14 protein-coding genes are annotated in these 17,404 nt (G+C 46.7%); 5 read left to right on the forward strand and 9 right to left on the reverse strand.

The window, feature by feature from the left end; genetic code table 11:
* Positions 1–111: 111 nt before the first annotated feature.
* The 8 genes from hydF to KXJ80_RS06085 all read right to left on the reverse strand — a co-directional run bounded on the left by hydF (position 112) and on the right by KXJ80_RS06085 (position 9,662).
* Positions 112–1,353, reverse strand: coding sequence for a [FeFe] hydrogenase H-cluster maturation GTPase HydF (gene hydF / locus KXJ80_RS06050; RefSeq protein ID WP_192937913.1), 1,242 nt, complete (start codon positions 1,351–1,353; stop codon positions 112–114).
* On the reverse strand, positions 1,337–2,419 hold the full coding sequence (hydE, locus tag KXJ80_RS06055; protein WP_218737994.1) for a [FeFe] hydrogenase H-cluster radical SAM maturase HydE: 1,083 nt from the start codon (positions 2,417–2,419) through the stop codon (positions 1,337–1,339). The genes hydF and hydE overlap by 17 nt, the downstream gene beginning before the upstream one ends.
* Positions 2,419–3,057 carry a hypothetical protein gene (locus KXJ80_RS06060; protein ID WP_259474580.1) on the reverse strand — a complete coding sequence of 213 codons (639 nt, stop codon included), beginning with the start codon at positions 3,055–3,057 and terminating at the stop codon, positions 2,419–2,421. The genes hydE and KXJ80_RS06060 overlap by 1 nt, the downstream gene beginning before the upstream one ends.
* Entirely contained in the window at positions 3,058–4,497 is a 1,440-nt protein-coding gene (gene hydG, locus KXJ80_RS06065; protein ID WP_099457470.1) for a [FeFe] hydrogenase H-cluster radical SAM maturase HydG, read from the reverse strand.
* A 69-nt stretch (positions 4,498–4,566) separates the two neighbouring features.
* The gene (locus tag KXJ80_RS06070) at positions 4,567–5,250 is read right to left on the reverse strand and encodes a cytochrome b/b6 domain-containing protein (protein WP_047539320.1); all 684 of its coding nucleotides are present in this window, start codon (positions 5,248–5,250) and stop codon (positions 4,567–4,569) included.
* Positions 5,251–5,263: 13 nt separating this feature from the next.
* A complete protein-coding gene (gene hydB / locus KXJ80_RS06075; protein WP_023268564.1) occupies positions 5,264–5,584 on the reverse strand; it encodes an iron hydrogenase small subunit HydB in 321 nt (106 codons plus the stop codon).
* 12 nt (positions 5,585–5,596) lie between these two features.
* Entirely contained in the window at positions 5,597–6,829 is a 1,233-nt protein-coding gene (hydA, locus tag KXJ80_RS06080; RefSeq protein WP_055647694.1) for an iron hydrogenase large subunit HydA, read from the reverse strand.
* 634 nt (positions 6,830–7,463) lie between these two features.
* Positions 7,464–9,662 carry a S46 family peptidase gene (locus KXJ80_RS06085; RefSeq protein WP_218737996.1) on the reverse strand — a complete coding sequence of 733 codons (2,199 nt, stop codon included), beginning with the start codon at positions 9,660–9,662 and terminating at the stop codon, positions 7,464–7,466.
* Positions 9,663–9,785: 123 nt separating this feature from the next.
* Between KXJ80_RS06085 and dnaB the strand changes: the two genes are divergently transcribed.
* Positions 9,786–11,192 (forward strand): replicative DNA helicase, encoded by a 1,407-nt coding sequence (gene dnaB, locus KXJ80_RS06090; protein WP_037422109.1) that lies wholly within the window; start codon positions 9,786–9,788, stop codon positions 11,190–11,192.
* Between the two features lie 76 nt (positions 11,193–11,268).
* The gene (gene alr, locus KXJ80_RS06095) at positions 11,269–12,345 is read left to right on the forward strand and encodes an alanine racemase (RefSeq protein WP_099457472.1); all 1,077 of its coding nucleotides are present in this window, start codon (positions 11,269–11,271) and stop codon (positions 12,343–12,345) included.
* A gap of 168 nt (positions 12,346–12,513) precedes the next feature.
* Here the strand turns inward: alr and KXJ80_RS06100 are convergent, their stop codons facing one another.
* On the reverse strand, positions 12,514–12,978 hold the full coding sequence (locus tag KXJ80_RS06100; protein ID WP_037422113.1) for a chemotaxis protein CheX: 465 nt from the start codon (positions 12,976–12,978) through the stop codon (positions 12,514–12,516).
* A 557-nt stretch (positions 12,979–13,535) separates the two neighbouring features.
* Between KXJ80_RS06100 and KXJ80_RS06105 the strand changes: the two genes are divergently transcribed.
* From KXJ80_RS06105 to KXJ80_RS06115, 3 genes are all read left to right on the forward strand, one after another.
* The gene (locus KXJ80_RS06105; RefSeq protein WP_218737997.1) at positions 13,536–15,728 is read left to right on the forward strand and encodes a TonB-dependent receptor; all 2,193 of its coding nucleotides are present in this window, start codon (positions 13,536–13,538) and stop codon (positions 15,726–15,728) included.
* Positions 15,729–15,801: 73 nt separating this feature from the next.
* Positions 15,802–16,476, forward strand: a complete 675-nt coding sequence (locus KXJ80_RS06110) for a Fe2+-dependent dioxygenase (RefSeq protein ID WP_047539335.1) — start codon at positions 15,802–15,804, stop codon at positions 16,474–16,476.
* Positions 16,477–16,916: 440 nt separating this feature from the next.
* Entirely contained in the window at positions 16,917–17,384 is a 468-nt protein-coding gene (locus KXJ80_RS06115) for a hypothetical protein (protein WP_259474581.1), read from the forward strand.
* The last annotated feature ends 20 nt before the right edge of the window (positions 17,385–17,404 follow it).

Here is a 17,404-nt window from a genome sequence, read left to right on the forward strand (position 1 = left end):
ATGGGCGCGATTTAGTTCGTATTGTTGTGTAAGTGGTTGTTTGTCAAGCATCAAGGATAAACAGGCTTAGCTACTTCATCGCAGCTAAGCCTGGCACTAAGGCTCAATATGTTATTGCTGCGGACTGTTGTTAAAAGGCGCAAGCACTCGCGGTAGTACGCCCTGCAATTTAGAAATTGCTACCCCATAGTTAGTGATAGGCACCTGCCGCCGTTGACATTCGCGGATGCGACGGAGCATTTCATTGCGGTTAAACATACAAGCGCCGCAGTGGATGACGAGGGCATATTGTTCTAAATCATCGGGAAAGTCGTGCCCAGATGTAACTACAAACTCGAGTTGTTTGCCGGTGTAGCTATTTATCCAGCGGGGAAGTTTAACTCGGCCAATATCGTCCTCCTGCACATTGTGACTACAGGCTTCGGCGATGAGCACTTTATTGCCATCTTGCAATTTATCTAAAGCATCAGCTCCCGCAGCGAGAACGGCTAAATCGCCTTTAAATCGGGCAAATAAGGTTGAGAAGGTGGTGAGAGGGACAGCGTCTGGCACTGTGGCGGCGACTTGCTTAATCGCTTGAGCATCAGAAATCACCAGCTTAGGCGTAACCACTGATAATGCCTGCGTTAGTTCTGTTTCTTTGACGATCATTGCGATGGCGCTGCGATCAAGCGCCTCACGCAGTATCTGCACCTGTGGCAGGATCAATCGTCCCTTAGGTGCGGCCATATCGATAGGGACGACGCAGAGAATGACATCCCCCGCTTGATAGAGGTCGCCCGCTAGGAGCGGTTCCTGCTTATACTCCGCAGGTGCTAATTCGACCATCAACTGCTTAAGCTGTTTACCTGCAAGACCTGTGGCGGCAGAAACGACAATAAAGGGTAAGGATTGAGTCTGGCAAAAGGTAATATCCTCTGCTTTGGGGAGGCAGATATCGGCTTTATTGAATACTACGAGTATTGGCATTTCTAATTGCTGTATTTCATCGATTAATGCCATGTCTGAGGGGCACAGCCCGTGCTCATCAACGACTAAGAGTGCCATATCGGAGCGAAACAACACTCTGCGAGTGGCGCTCACTCGCATCATTCCTAATGTCCCTTCATCGTCTATGCCAGCGGTATCGTAAAAGGTCACCGGCCCTAAGGGTTGTAACTCATAGGCCTTGGCCACGGCATCTGTGGTTGTGCCTTTAATATCGGATACTATCGAGATCTGTTGCCCTGCGATCATATTAAGTAGGGAGGATTTCCCCGAATTACGCCGACCGACCAAGGCGATATGGTAGCGCATTCCTCTTGGTGCCGATTGGGTTTGGCTATGCTCTTGTGGATTAATGCCTTGACACATATTGGGTCCTTTTTGAATCACCGCGGCTAAAGGAGGGGATTAGCCCGTGGCGTTGAATTTGCTGGCAGACTTGGTTAAGTCGCTCTGCTGCTGGGTTTTTTTGCTGGTTTTTTCCCGGATAGATGCTGTAATCGCCACTGACTTGTGCTGGGGTGAAGGAGGGCATAAGCACATTACATCCGCGTTTGAGTGCCAGTTCCCTTGCGCCTTTTTCGAGGGCGTCGAGGGAACTGGTGGCAGGAATATTCGCCCCCGGATTCATCAGTCGCAAAATAGCGCTAATCCTATGACTCTTAAGGGCGCTGCCATTGGGTGAAGTCGTAAACGGTGTTTGGTGATGGGCAATAAAGGGGCCGCAGGCCAGCATATCGAGCTGCAACTCCGATAAATGCTGAATATCACACGCTAAAATCGCATCCGTCATTCCCGGTAAATCGACAATAATCCCTGAGCCAGTTTGATATCCCAGAGACTTAAGATAATTGAGCCTTGCAATGCGCTCGTCAAAATTGGCTTTAGGGCGACACCGAGCAAAGAGGGCGCGGTCGAAGGTTTCCATCTTGAGTAAATAGCGATCGGCACCCGCCTCTCGCCAGCTTTCCAACTCATGATGTTTGCGATCACCGAGGGAGAGGGTGATTGCTAGGTTATGGCGCTGCTTAATTTCACTGATAAGGGTACTGATACGATTGCCGCTGTAGTTAAAGTCATCCCCCGATTGCAGCACCACAGTACCTAGTCCCAGCTCGGCAATGCTATCCACTGCGTTAAGGATTTCTTCGTTCGAGAGTCGATAGCGTGTTACCTGCCGATTTTCGGTGCGTAAACCACAGTAATGGCAGTGGTTACGACAGTGATTCGAAAACTCGACAATGCCGCGTAAATACACCTGTTGATTAAATTGCAATTCAGTGGCGAGCTGGGCGCGACTAAATAACCATTCATCGTCTTGCCCCTGAAGTAGCGAAAGGATTTCGGCATAGGAAAACACTGTGGGCTTAAGCAAGGTCGGTTTAACGGACGTTGACTGAGTCACTGGCACTGGCTGGCTAGGGCGAGTGATCATTAGTTACGCCCTTTATCTAGCTCAATCAAGCTCTGATACCAAAGATCGCCCACTGCGCGGCGGCATTCATCAACATAACGGCCTAGGGCTACTTCTACCGCTGAGTTTTGCTCACTGGGGATGCCTGTATCAAACCAATCGATTAAGCTGTTTGGCGCAAGACCTAAAGCAATAGCATCAAACTCCAGCCAAAGCCCCTGAGCTGAAGTGGTATGGCTATGGGCGTAGTGGCCGACAAAGAGTCTATCGCCAATCAGCAATATAGGTTGCAGTGGTAGCGCTTGGGTCGAAACTAAATTGATGGCCTCAGGAAACTGCGTTTTAAGCTCAGCGCACCAGTGGCGGGAAATATCATACAGCTGCTCAACCTCTTGCAGCGGCATCTCGGGCCTTAGGATGGTGGCAAACTCATCCCGCCATAGACGAGTGGGCTCAAGTTTAATGAGGGTGAGTTGCTTTAAGCTGGCGTTTTGTAGCCGCTGCAATAACAACTGCCCTACGGCATTATCGGCAAAATTACTGTAAATGGCCGCGTGTAGCACGATTTCATCAGCGCGTTCTATCGCATTCAGTAAGGCGCTAGTGTTAAGGCCGAAATGCAACTGCACGCCGAGATCTGAGAATAGATAAGATGCCATTTATAGATAGATATCCCGTTCACCCGCATCGGTTTTTTGCAAGCAGCCGCGCACATTGCGCGCCCGTGACGGGCTCATTTTAGCCAGTTCTCGCTCTATCAGCGCATTGCCAGCCTCGCGAGTCTTTTCACTGGCGTAATCGTTCAAATATTCCTTAAAGGTGATCAAGGCATTGGGCTGGCAGAATTTGCCAATAAACTGCTGTTTGGCTAATCCCATAAAGTGATCGCCAGTTCGTCCTTTGCGGTAACAACCCGTGCAGAAAGAGGGAATAGCATCTGAATCAGTCACTAGCTCATAAATAATATCGTCCATCTCTCGTTGATCACCAAGGCTGAATTGCTCGGCATCATGTTGATTTTGTTTGCTGTCTTGATAACCACCCGGTGCGGTACGCGAGCCTGCGCTGATTTGTGAAACCCCGAGTTCTAACAGTTCTTTGCGCAGCGCCGCACTTTCCCGCGTGCTCATAATCAGCCCGGTATAAGGCACGGCAAGGCGAGTGATGGCTACAATGCGCTTAAAGCAGTCATCATCGACCTCATAGGGCGGTTTTTCACTGATAGCCGAACCATGGGCAGGTTCAATCCGCGGAAAGGAGATGGTATGTGGGCCAACGCCACAGTCTTTTTCGAGTTGCTGAACATGTGTGAGCATGGCGAGCAGCTCAAATCTATGGTCATACAGGCCAAAGAGCGCGCCGATACCGACATCGTCGATTCCTGCTTCCATCGCCCTGTGCATGGCGTAGAGGCGGTATAAAAAGTCGGTTTTTTTCCCTTTAAGATGGACTTGGCTGTAGGTGTCTTGATGATAGGTTTCTTGAAAGCATTGATAAGTGCCTATCGCCGCGGTTTTAAGTTGCTTAAAGTCCTCCACACTCATTGGCGCGCAGTTGACGTTGATACGACGAATTTCTCCGCCCTTGCCTTGCTTAACGCTGTACATGGTTTGAATACTTTCAACAATGGCTTGCACATTGTTGCGTGGATGCTCGCCATAAACGGCAAGGATCCGTTTGTGACCCATTTCTTCAAGGATCGTAACCTCTTGGCGGATCTCATCCTGTTTTAAGGTTTTACGTTTGAGCTCATGGTTATCGGCGTTAAAGCCGCAATAACTACAACTATTGGCGCAATGATTCGACACATATAGCGGTGCAAACATCACTATACGATTGCCGTAAATGGTGTTTTTAATCTCACGGGCGACGGTAAAGAGTGCTTCATCCAAGGCCTTATCTTGGTTTTGCAGCAAAATGGCGGTCTCGCTAATGCTTAAGCCTTCACACTGGCGCGCCTTGTCGAGAATGGCGAGGACTTGCTCGCGACTTGGATTACTGGCGTCTTCAATGGTCTGCCAAATCGCTTTATCGTCGATAAAGCTGACGTTGGGATTATAGTCAGTGACGGTAATGGAATGATGCTCGTGTGTGCTCATGGTTATCTATGCCCTTGAGTATGAATGTGAAAATGCGGCAGTTGTGTGCAACTGCCGCTGGAGACTTAGCTATTTGCTTGTCAGCTGTTCACCGTTAGTGGCGACGGGGGCAATTTCATTTTTAACCCACAGAGGGGTGTACTCAGCGGCATCATGGTAGGGCACATTGCCGTGGATCATCATGGCTTTGAAGTCATCGAAGCGGTACACCGCGAGGAATAAATGCACGGGTAAGAAGGCGGTTAACACTAGGCCAGAGACTAAATGGGCTTGACCTAAAAACCACACTATATCCCGCGGCGCAGCATGGGGAATGAGCCACAGCACTAAACCGGAGAGGATTAATAGTGTGCCGCCAATCAGTACGCAGGCACCAAAGAGTTTTTGGCCTGAGTTGTATTTGTTCATCGGTGGAATAGGCACTTTTTTACCCAGTAAGAATTTCTGTGGGTAGCCGCCTAACACCATAAACCATTTCACATCGCGCCCTGAGAAACTAAACACACGGGCGATAAACAGTACCACTCGATCGAATGCCATGATGGTAAATGCCACAGCATCGAGGGCCATAACAATCCCTGCAATAATGTGCACATCATAGGTTAGCTGCATACCTTCTTGGGAAAGCGGTTTAAAAAACAATAGCAAACCCGTTGCGGCTAATGGCAAAAAGCTGAGCAGCAGGATGTAGTGGAAGATCCTGACGTTTAGCGGATGTTTTAAAATGGGTCTCATATCATGTTCTTGATGCATTTCTCATCTCCAATCAAGAGCTTAATTTGGTGCGATCGACAAAGTGGGTGTGTAGCAGCTCGTGGGACATATGTCCTAATGGCTCGCCACCGAACTCTTTGTAGTACTTTTCAACGGCGGGGTTGGCGTGGCTGACACGTTTTTTCGCTAGGCTATCGTCCTTATATAACCCTTGGCTTCTGGCCTTAATGTATTCATTCCGGCGCTCAAGTTTGCTGGTAAACCAGCCGATAGGGATCGCGAGCGCAGCCACAAACGCGGCGCCAACGGCCATAAATTTACGGCGTGACAGAAAGAAACTGTCCTCGGCAAATAGGTGTTTTTTCTTGTTCATTTCTGTTTCCCGTTAAATGTTACCAAGCCATGAAGAGCCTTTACCCTCAATAGGTTGACCTCCACCGTTAACGCAACCACCTGCGCAGTTCATCACTTCAATAAAGTGGTAGGGAGAGGTGCCTGCCATCACATCGCGTAGCACGGGTTCGATGTTGTTGCCCATGTCATGCACTACGGCGACATTGACGGTCACATTTTGTTTAAGCTGGGTATCAAACAGGCTGACAGAGGCTGATTTCACCCCTTTTAATCCACGTACGGGTTCAAATTCCAACTTAGCCATTTCAGCGCCAGTCAGCACTTTATGGGCGGTACGCAGTGCCGCTTCCATCACCCCGCCGGTTGTACCAAAAATAGTGCCCGCGCCTGTGTATTCAGAGAACAAACTATCACCTTGATATTCCGCGGTATTAGCGAGATTGATATCAAGCAGTTTGAGTAACTGTGCCATTTCCCTTGTGGTGAGCACGGCATCAATATCTTGGTACGAAGGCGTGTTAGCTCCGTGTTCCTGATGATATTGCCAAGCCGAGTTAAATTCGGGGCGTGAGGCTTCGAGTTTTTTCGAGGTACAAGGCATCACAGAGACGGTGAAAATATTCTCCGGCTGCATTTGATACACCTTGGCGCCGTAAGTTTTGGCAACCGTTCCGGCCATTTGCTGGGGCGATTTGGCGGTTGACAGGTTGGGTAAAAGTGCAGGGTAGCGGGTTTCGAGGTAGCGTACCCAGCCCGGGCAGCAGGAGGTGAACTGCGGCAATGCACCTGCATTTTCTTCACCTTTCACATTGGCATGGAGGCGATGAATAAACTCACTGCCTTCTTCCATAATGGTGAGATCGGCGGCAAAGTTACAATCAAAAATCTTAAAGCCCGCCTGATTCATGGCGCCATAGAGTTTACCTGTCACCAGTTCGCCCGTGCCTAAGCCAAATTCTTCACCAATCGCCACCCGTACCGCAGGGGCGATAATGCCAACGACGGTGGTATTCTTATCGGCGAGTTTTTTAATCACGGTTTCAAGGGCGCTGTGGGTTTCTTCAATGGCGCTAAAGGGGCAGTTGATTAAACACTGTCCGCAACTTAAACATTTATCTTCATCGATAGAGTGCGCTGCACCCGAGGCACCATTAATGGCGTGGGTTGGGCAGAACTGTTTGCAAGCATCACATCCTTTGCATTTGGATGCATTAATCTTGATCAGCCCTTGGATTTCTCCTGGTTGATAAGTTGTCGCTGTCATAGAATTTTGCGTTCCTCATTTTCAACCTGAATTATATTTTCAGTGTTATTTAATGTGTTTGTTAAGTGCTTATGTTGACGGTTACATTTAATTTGTGAAATTTTAGGCGGCTGGATGATAGGAAATTGAACCTATGAAAAACATGATGGTGATCAAGTTTTATGGTTTTTGATAAAACAGGTGTTTTTAATGGTTTTATTTGCGTGTTTTGAGTTTTTTTGAGAAATAAAAATAACAATCTTGGTTAATTTTATAGTGGTGATTTTTATATTTTTTTATTTAAATACAGTGTGTTATTTTTCTTTTTGTGTTTGCCTACCACTATTTGTGATGTTTTAAAGGCTTAGATTGAAATTTGTTGGTTAATGTGGCTTTTATCACTAGATTTTATTTTTAGGTTGGACAAATTGTCCATGTGTAGTCTTGCTTTAAATAATACTAATTAAGACGCTTTGATTGAGTTTTTGGTGAATTGATAATGCGGTAGATCACAAATTGATAAATTACATAAAATAAAAACCGTCCAAGGAATATTTCTTGGACGGTTTTTAAAGATGCTTAATTTATATTGATTAAATTAAACGGTTCATATTAGTTAATTCCATTATCATTAATCATGACAGATTAATAATAATTAGTTTCTTACTAAATCCAGTTCTTTAATCAGATTATCGGCATGGTCAACTTCATCCATCATCCATAGGATATAACGAATATCCACGTGCACGGCACGGGTGATGGTGGGATTGAAGAACCAATCCTTAGTAATTGCTTCGTAGGTGGAGTCGAAGTTAAGTCCTACAAGTTCCCCTTTGCCGTTAAATACGGGTGAGCCTGAGTTGCCACCTGTGGTATCTACGCTCGATAAGAAGTTAACTGGTACTGAGTTGAATTCTTCTGGCTTGTCTAAGCAAGAAAACAGACGGCAAATCCAGCCACGGGGATCTTGATAGACAGATTTCACTAAGTGATCGCCAAAACGCTGCTCATGGATTGCATCGAGCAGTTTTTTCGGTGCGTTATAGGGCTCAACGCCAGTGTGCTTAGCTACTATCCCATCAAGACGTGTAAATGGCTGTTTGTACAGCGCATCGCGGGATTGATAACCATCGACCATACCGTAGCTGATGCGTAGCGTACCGTTAGCATCGGGATACACTGGCCAATTGTTGGCTTTGTAGTAGTCGATAACGGCTGCCATGTAGGCTGGGCGAGCGGTAGATAATTTACCTGCAAGGATTTTTTCTGCTTTTTCCTGGGCCATATTGGTGTCATACAGCGCGACAGCAAGGCGGATAAACGGATCGCTGCTGGTTTCGAAGGCCTTGGCATCGGCGTCCATCCAAGCCAAACGTTGCGCTTGGTCTGTCAGAGTGGTCAGCGAATACAGGCCATCAAGTTTAGCCTCTAGACTGACGTTTTTATCGTCCAAATTCAGCATATTGTCTAAGGCCGCAACACGGTTTGGCTGCGATAAATAAGCATTTAAATCTTGTAACCAGAGGGTTTTATCGACTTTAACATCAAAACTAGAGTCGATACGTTTTAAGCGCGAGCTGAACATGGCTAAGTCGCGCTCTTGGTAACCGATTTCACGCTCGGCATCGCTCTTTTGCTTTTCTTTCGCTAAGCGGTAGAGGTTGTTGGCCGCAGTGAGCAGTGTGCTCGATTGGGCGTTGGTGAAGTAATAATTGGTTTGGGTTTGCAGTTGCTGCTCGGCCAGTAACACTTCTAGTTCGCTGATAAGATTTTGATTAAGGTTTGGGTTTTTGGTTAACCAAGCCAGAAAGTCATCTTCACGTTGCTGCTTAATGCCGACGATATCCGTGGCTTTAAAGCCAGCCAGCAGACCGTTGAGCTTTTTCATCCGGTTCGCCATAGACGCCATATTGCCCGCATATTTAATCGCGATGTCGGCATCTTCCTGACCCATGGCTTCGATAGTATCAATCTGTAATTGATAGCGTTTTGCCTGAGTTGGATACAACCAATCACTGGCAAATTTAAGCTCGCTAGTGAGATTGTAACGGTTGGTCGTGCCAGGATAGCCTGCCACAAACACGCCATCGCCAGCTTTCACGCCATCGGCGTTCACTTTTAAATAGCTTTTGGGCGTATAAGGAATGTTATCTTCGCTGAAAGCCGCAGGTTTTCCGTCTTTACCCACATAAGCCCGTAGGAAGGCAAAATCACCCGAGTGGCGTGGATACTCATAGTTATCAATATCACCACCGTAACCACCAACACTTTCAGGTGGTGCATACACTAGGCGCACATCGCGGATCATCAATTGCTTGATGAGGTAATATTCCAAGCCATTGTGGAAGCTGCGAACGTTACAGCGGTAGTTATCATCGGCTTCACAGCTTTTGATTAAGGCTTTACTGTGATTTTCAATCTCTTCGTAGCGTTTTAGTGGATCTTGGCTTAAGTCTTTGGTGATCTCAGCGGTGACATTGGTCACGGCTTCGGTGATGTATAAACGCTCATTGGGACCGGCCGACGGTTCTTTATCCATTGAGCTGGCTAAAAAGCCTTGTTCGAGATAGTTATGCTCTTTCTTAGTGTTATATTGTATCGCCTTGTAGGCACAATGATGGTTTGTCACAACTAGCCCTTGGGGCGAGACAAAACTGGCGGTACAATAGCCCAGCCCGACAACGGCGTTCATTGGATAACTGGTGAGATCGGCCAGCTTGTCTGCGGGAATATCGATTCCACGCGCGCTGAGTTTGTCTGCAATAGAAGGCATTTGATAAGGTTGCCATTGCCCTTCATCGGCTGTTGCAATGCCAGAGGTCAGTACTAAGGCTGCAACCAATGCAATACGCATGTTCTTTCCTTATTTTTAGTTTGAGTATCCGTTGGGTGAGATAACAGGCCAGTGTAAACCACCTGTTTGCTTGACGGGGTTTTATATCATATTTTGTTAAGTTGTTGGAAATCGGGAGTGTTAATGTCACAACAAGGTGCTTTTAAGCCTAAGAGTAAGCCAAGGGATTTGCAGGTCGATAGCCTCAAGCTACCGCCGCATTCAATTGAGGCTGAACAATCGGTATTAGGCGGCCTCATGTTAGACGCCGACGCTTGGGATAAAGTGGCTGAAACCGTAGTGAAAGAGGATTTTTATTCTCGCTCGCACCGGATGATTTTCGCCGCCATGCACCGTTTAGTCGAAACAGGCCAACCTATCGACTTAATTACGGTTTCTGAACAGCTTGAGCTTGAAAACCAACTTGAAGAAGCGGGCGGCTTTGCCTACTTGGGTGAGATTGCCAAAAATACCCCGAGTGCGGGCAACATTGTTTCTTATGCTGAAATTGTCCGTGAGCGCGCAGTCGTACGCGAGATGATCCGCGTTGCCCATGAGATTGCCGATGCGGGTTATAACCCTGAAGGCCGCGATTCCAGCGCTCTACTCGATTTAGCTGAGAGCAAAGTCTTTAAAATTGCTGAGCAGCGTACCAATGCTAACGAAGGCCCTGAAGGCATCAAAACCATTCTGGAAAAAACCGTTGATAAGATTGAGCAGCTCTACAACAACCCACACAACGGTGTGACCGGGGTATCGAGTGGCTTTACTGATCTCGATAAAATGACAGCAGGCTTTCAATCCGGCGACTTGATCATCGTGGCGGCGCGTCCGTCGATGGGGAAAACGACCTTTGCGATGAACCTGTGCGAACAGGCGGCGATGAATGAAGACAAGCCCGTGCTTATTTTCAGCCTCGAGATGCCCTCAGAGCAGATCATGATGCGTATGTTGGCCTCTTTAGGGCGCGTTGACCAAACCAAAATCCGTACCGGACAACTCGATGATGAGGATTGGGCGCGGGTATCCTCGACCATGGGAATTATGCTTGAGCAAGGCAAGATGTATATCGATGATGGTTCAGGCTTAACGCCGACCGAAGTGCGCAGCCGTGCCCGCCGTATTGCCCGCGAGCATGGCGGATTATCGATGATCATGGTCGACTACTTGCAGCTGATGCAAGTGCCGGCATTATCGGACAATCGTACCCTTGAAATTGCTGAAATCTCTCGTTCTCTTAAGGCATTAGCTAAAGAATTAGAAATCCCCGTTATTGCACTTTCTCAGCTTAACCGCTCGCTCGAACAACGTGCCGATAAACGCCCTGTGAACTCGGACTTACGTGAATCAGGTTCTATTGAGCAGGATGCGGATCTCATCATGTTTATTTACCGTGATGAGGTGTATAACAACGACTCTCCCGATAAGGGCACGGCGGAAATCATTATCGGTAAACAGCGTAACGGCCCCATTGGACGTGTGCGCTTGACCTTCCAAGGCCAGTTTTCCCGTTTTGATAACTATGCTGGTCCTCAGTTTGAAGAAGATTAATTCCCGGTGTTAGAAGATAAGCAAAGCTTATGTATTCTTTTTATTTCCAGACTTTTCCAAATAGACAAGGCAAATTTTGAAACCTTTTCCTCGAGCAGAAATTAGCAGTACTGCACTGCAAAACAACCTCGCCGTTTTACGCCAACAGGCGAGCAGCAGCCAAGTGATGGCGGTGGTGAAAGCCAATGGTTATGGTCATGGATTATTAAATGTCGCTCATTGTTTACATACTGCCGATGGCTTCGGCTTAGCCCGTTTGGAAGAGGCATTAGAACTGCGCGAAGGTGGTATTAAGGCGCGTTTATTATTGCTTGAGGGCTTTTTTCGCAGTACCGACTTACCTTTGCTGGTGGAGCACGATATCGATACTGTGGTGCACCACGAATCGCAAATCGAGATGTTAGAACAGGCACACTTAACGAAACCTGTCACAGTGTGGCTAAAAGTCGATTCGGGGATGCATCGTTTAGGGGTCACACCTGAACAATTCACTACTGTTTATGCGCGTTTGGCAGCTTGCGAAAATGTTGCCAAACCTATTCATTTGATGACCCACTTTGCCTGTGCTGATGAGCCAGATAATCATTACACTCAAGTACAAATGCAAACCTTTAACCAGTTAACTGCGGATTTACCTGGGTTTAGAACCTTAGCCAACTCGGCGGGGGCGCTTTATTGGCCTAAAAGCCAAGGGGATTGGATCCGTCCAGGCATTGCGCTCTATGGCGTATCTCCTGTCACAGGAGATTGCGGTGCGAACCATGGTTTGATCCCCGCGATGAACTTAGTCTCACGTTTGATCGCGGTGCGCGAGCACAAAGCGAATCAACCCGTAGGTTATGGTTGTTACTGGACAGCCAAACAAGATACTCGCCTTGGGGTTGTCGCGATTGGTTATGGTGATGGCTATCCACGGAATGCGCCCGAAGGCACGCCTGTATGGATAAATGGTCGCAGAGTGCCGATTGTTGGCCGGGTATCTATGGATATGTTAACCGTAGATTTAGGCCAAGATGCGGCGGATCAAGTCGGTGATGATGTGCTACTTTGGGGGCAGGCTTTACCCGTAGAGGAGGTGGCCGAGCACATTGGTACCATCGCCTATGAGTTAGTGACTAAACTGACTCCAAGAGTAGCTGTTTGCTTAGCATAGTTTACTCAAATTAGAATGACAAAACGGCGCTAATGCGCCGTTTTTCTTTATCTAGCATACAGTTAATCGATTTACTGATTGGCTATCAGGTTTGCTCTAGTGGAGCAAAGCGTACCCGTTACAGCCAACCAAACATCCAATGTTTTCCTACAAACTTATGATATTTAATTAATTTTCGAAGCAAACTTCGATAAATGCAGTTCCGTAAGAACTGGTAAATGGCATGATAATTTTGGTGCCGTTGGCTTTATGGGAAATTGTATGCCCTTGACCTGAAACGACCATTGGTGTTGCCATTTCGAATTCGTAACCCTTTTGTCCTAAAAGATTTTTTGCGCCCCCCGTAACCATATTAGTGATTTCACCCACCAGATCGGTTACTTCTTCATTTATTTTGCCGGGGTTTTCGCCCAGCATATTTTGCATGATTTGCAGTACCAGTTTTTGCTCAAACGTAATTGAAAGTGAGCCTTTGGTTTGTGGCCCAACCATACCAATCAAACCTGATACATCGCCTTTGGCTAAGTTGTCAGTTTTGATTTGGGGTTTACCTGGCGTGAGCTCTAGGCTGGCCATGGTCGAAATAACATTGAGCAGCGACTGCAAAAAAGGATTAATAAAATTGACGTTCATGCTTCAGTGTGTCCTCTTATGAACTTAAGCCTTATGGTCACCACGTAATTAAGGGTAGTCGAAAAGTGGCTTGACCACAGCAATCTTAATCACACTCTATCAGCTTAGATGACACAAATGGAAATGTGAGGTTAATTTCACGATTTTCTTGTTATTTATCGTAAAAGTCTTTTTACCAAAAGCCACGCTACAAGCGGTAAAAGAGTCGCGTATTCTACATGTCCCCTCAATGAGTCCAAAGGCACGTTTCCACCGAAAGGTTGATGATTCGAATGAGCATGCCGTTAGGCTATGAGTGCGATAGCTTGAATGTATGCGAAAGATTTTTGAAGGAAATTTTCATTTCTATCATAGGCGTATCTTTAACCCTACCAATGTAGCTACAGTCGTTTTGCTGTGCCTAACAACTATAAACGGCTTAAACTGTGATTTACATTAAATTATAATGTAAATGATAATAATTATTGATCACAAAAATAATTTTACATATATTAGCGGGCGATTAACAGGTGGGGGACATCTGTTACAGGGTTTAGTCCGCAACAGGAATGCTTTAAATGAAATTTGCAAAACGTCGCAATGGTCGAGTCACGCTTGGTGCCCATGTTTTAGGTTCGTTAACCATAGGGATGGCGGTTTCTGCTATCCCTGCTATGGCCGCGGAGCAGGCACAAGTCGCAGATAAAAAAGTTGAACATATTGAGGTCAATGGTGAGTACTTGGGTTATAACACCCGCAAAGTACAATCGGGTAAATTTACCGAAGACCTGCTCAATACTGCGAAAACTGTAACAGTCATCAATCAAGATCTGATCAAAGATATGGGCGCGCAGAGTTTTACTGATGCGCTACGAGCGACGCCTGGTATTACCTTGGGTACTGGCGAAGGGGGAAACCCCTACGGTGATAGGCCGTTTATTCGTGGATACGATGCTCAATCCTCCACTTTTATCAATGGTATGCGTAATGTGGGTTCACAAAGCCGTGAAACCTTTAACATTGAACAAATTGAAGTCCTGAAAGGCCCAAGCTCTGTCTATAACGGCCGTGGCGCGGTTGGCGGTAGCATTAACATTGTGACCAAAAAAGCTCAGGCTGAAGATTTTATTAACGCCGATGTTGCCGTGGGGACTGATGCCCTCAAACGTGCCAATGTTGATATTAACCATGTGATTACCGATGAAGCTGCGGTTCGTGTCAACATGATGGCTCACGATGCTGACACTCCTGGGCGTGATGAAGTCACAGGTAATCGTTGGGGCGTTGCACCGTCTGTTACTTTTGGGTTAACGACACCAACTAAAGTGACCCTTGAATATTATCATTTTGAAAACCATGATATTCCTGATTATGGTATTCCCTACGATCAGGCGACAGGCAAACCTGCCGATGTCGATCCCGACAATTTCTATGGCTTATTATCGCGGGATTTTCGCGATACGATGGATGATACGGCTTCGGTGTTGATCAGCCATGATTTTAACAACGACATGCAGTTCACTTCGACGTCTATCTATAGCCGTAACAGCAATGACTATATTGTGACTAACCCAGACGACACCACTGGCAACGTGGCTAATGGTTATGTTTGGCGAAACACTAAGTCGCGCCATTCGGTGACAAAGACCCTAGCGACTCAATTGCAACTCTCGGGTGAAGCAAAACTTGCAGGAATGACTAACCGTTTTGCAGTCGGGACTGAACTCAGTAACGAACGTACTAGCAATTTGAGTTACACCGTCGATACGGGCAATGGTCGCAACGCGGGTTGTAATCAGGCAATGCTGGATAACTACAACTGTACGTTGCTGGATAATCCGAATCCCCACGATCCTTGGGTTGGTACGATTACACTCGGTACCGATGCGACAGTGACTGAAACTGATACTCGCTCTATCTATGCCTTTAATACCATTGAGTTAACTGAAGCATGGATGGTTAACGCAGGTATCCGCTGGGATGACTATACCACCAGTGCTGAGAACTCAACCTCTCGATTCAGCAATGATGCTGATTTCTTCAACTACCAATTGTCGGTGCTATATAAGCCCGCAGAAAATGGCAGTATCTACGCTGCGTGGGGCACTTCCTCTAATCCACCTGGCACGTCTAACGGAGATGGGGCAGATCGTCTTGGCAGCACTAATGCCGATTTAGAACCAGAAGACACCGAAAGCTACGAGTTAGGCACTAAATGGGATCTTTGGGAGGGGCGTTTATCTCTGAATGGCTCTGTATTCCAAATCGAGAAAAACAATGCCCGCGTTGCGACTTCTGGCGATCGTAATGCACCGCAGGAAAACGTCGGCGAGCAAAAAGTCAAAGGCTTTGAAATCGGCTTTTCCGGTGACTTTACTAAAGATTGGCATGGTTTTGGTGGTTATACGTATTTGGACGCTACCCTCGAAAGCAATGGTTACAACGCTGCGCTTAATGGTAATCGCTTCCCTAATACAGCCAAAAATAGCCTTAGCTTATTCACAACTTACGATATTACCGAGCAGTTAACGGTCGGCACGGGTGCCTATTATATGGACAAAGTGTATGGCAATACGGCTAATACGCTGTCAATTCCGTCTTACTGGCGTTTTGATTTGACCTCATCCTATAAGATGAGCGAATTCTTGACCTTACGCCTGAACGTTCAAAATCTAACGGATGAGCGTTATTACGATAAGGCTTATACTGCACACTTTGCGAATATGGCGCCTGGACGTTTGGTGATGTTAAGTGCTGATATGCACTTTTAATATCAGTGAATGACGATTTGAATGGCAGCCCTAGGGCTGCCTTTGATGTTTATGCTTTCCTTAAGGTTTGAAGATGCTTATTGAAATTCCTCATGTTTTTTCAAAACAAGAAGTCAATCAGTTACGTGAACAACTCGATGCTCGCACTTGGATTGATGGCAATCAAACCTCTGGCGTTATGGCGAGTACCCGTAAGCGCAATCAGCAGTTGGATAAAGACGATCCTGTTGCGATTGGCATCGGTGAGTTGATTATGGAGCGCTTGTTAGCTCATCCTTTATTTGTCTCGGCAGCACTTCCATTACAGTTTTATCCGCCCTTGTTTAATCGTTATCAAGGTGGAGAAACCTTTGGCTATCATATCGACAATGCAATTCGCTCGACGAGTGACGGTATGGTGCGTACCGATCTGTCTGCCACCTTATTTTTAAGCGAACCAGACACTTATCAAGGTGGTGAGCTGGTCATCCAAGATACTTATGGCCAGCAAAGCATTAAGCTGGCAGCGGGATCTTTGGTGTTATATCCGTCAACAAGTTTACATCAGGTTACGCCTGTCACATCAGGTGAGCGAACCGCCGCTTTTATGTGGCTACAGAGCATGGTGCGCGATGAAGGGCAGCGTCGCTTGTTATTTCAACTCGATCAATCGATTCAATCTTTGACGTCGCAGGCCGCGCCTGAACAAGAGCTGTTTAATCTAACGGGTGTTTATCATAACTTGCTCAGGCGTTGGAGCGAGTTGTAGTGATATCGAGCTAGGCTTCTATCCCTGCTTAATCTCCACAAAGCAGGCGGTTTAGGGTATAATCCCGCTTGCTCTGAGGGGCAATAAAACAGTAAACGTTAACTCGTTTACTGTTTTTGTATTTTTACGCTGGCGCTGCATGGCTCATCTGCGGCTTAAGTTAAGGCGTTTTATCCCTCAAAGCTTGAACTTACTGGCAAATTTTAATTACTTGAGTCGATAGTCACGTGTTGAAAAATAATCTTAATGATGGTCTACATCTACAGCTCGACCGCACATTTTCCATTGCGCCTATGTTGGATTGGTAAGATTTAAATTTAACTAATTGATTTTGCTAGATGCTAAAAATTTGTGGTTCCCTATTGGTTCCCCGATTTTAAATATTTGTTTTATGGTTCCCCGCTGATGATATGATAGATTTATCAACTTTGAGGTGATCTATGGATAGAAAATCTTTTGTATTGCTGGCCTGTGTAGCGATGGGCATCCCTTCTTTTTCGGCCGTGGCCGCAGTCTATAAATGCGCTGATGGTAAATACCAGGCGGATCCCTGTGATGAAACAAGCAAACCCGTTGACTTGAGTAATGTTGGTAGTGTTGTTGCCAGCGGCTCTACGGCTGGCGGGGTGGATTATGGTAAGAGGCAGGAGATAAGCGCTTACATTGATAATCAGCGGATCAGCCGTGAGATAACAAAGTTAGAGAGCGATAGAAAGCGGGTGATTGAGCGCCGTGATCAGCGTATGCGTGACTTGCAGAACGGCAGGCGCTATGCCAACAACAACTTAGCCGGGGCAACTTGGCAGCAAAGCTTGGCGCAGGAAATGGCAGCAGTGGCTCAGCAAGCCGATACGCAGGTAGCGTCAATTGATCGGCAAATTGAACAACTCAAAAGCGAGAAAAAATAAAGGGCCGTTTGGCCCTTTAG

Source organism: Shewanella xiamenensis (genome assembly GCF_024971755.1).
Classification (GTDB): Bacteria; Pseudomonadota; Gammaproteobacteria; order Enterobacterales; family Shewanellaceae; genus Shewanella; species Shewanella xiamenensis.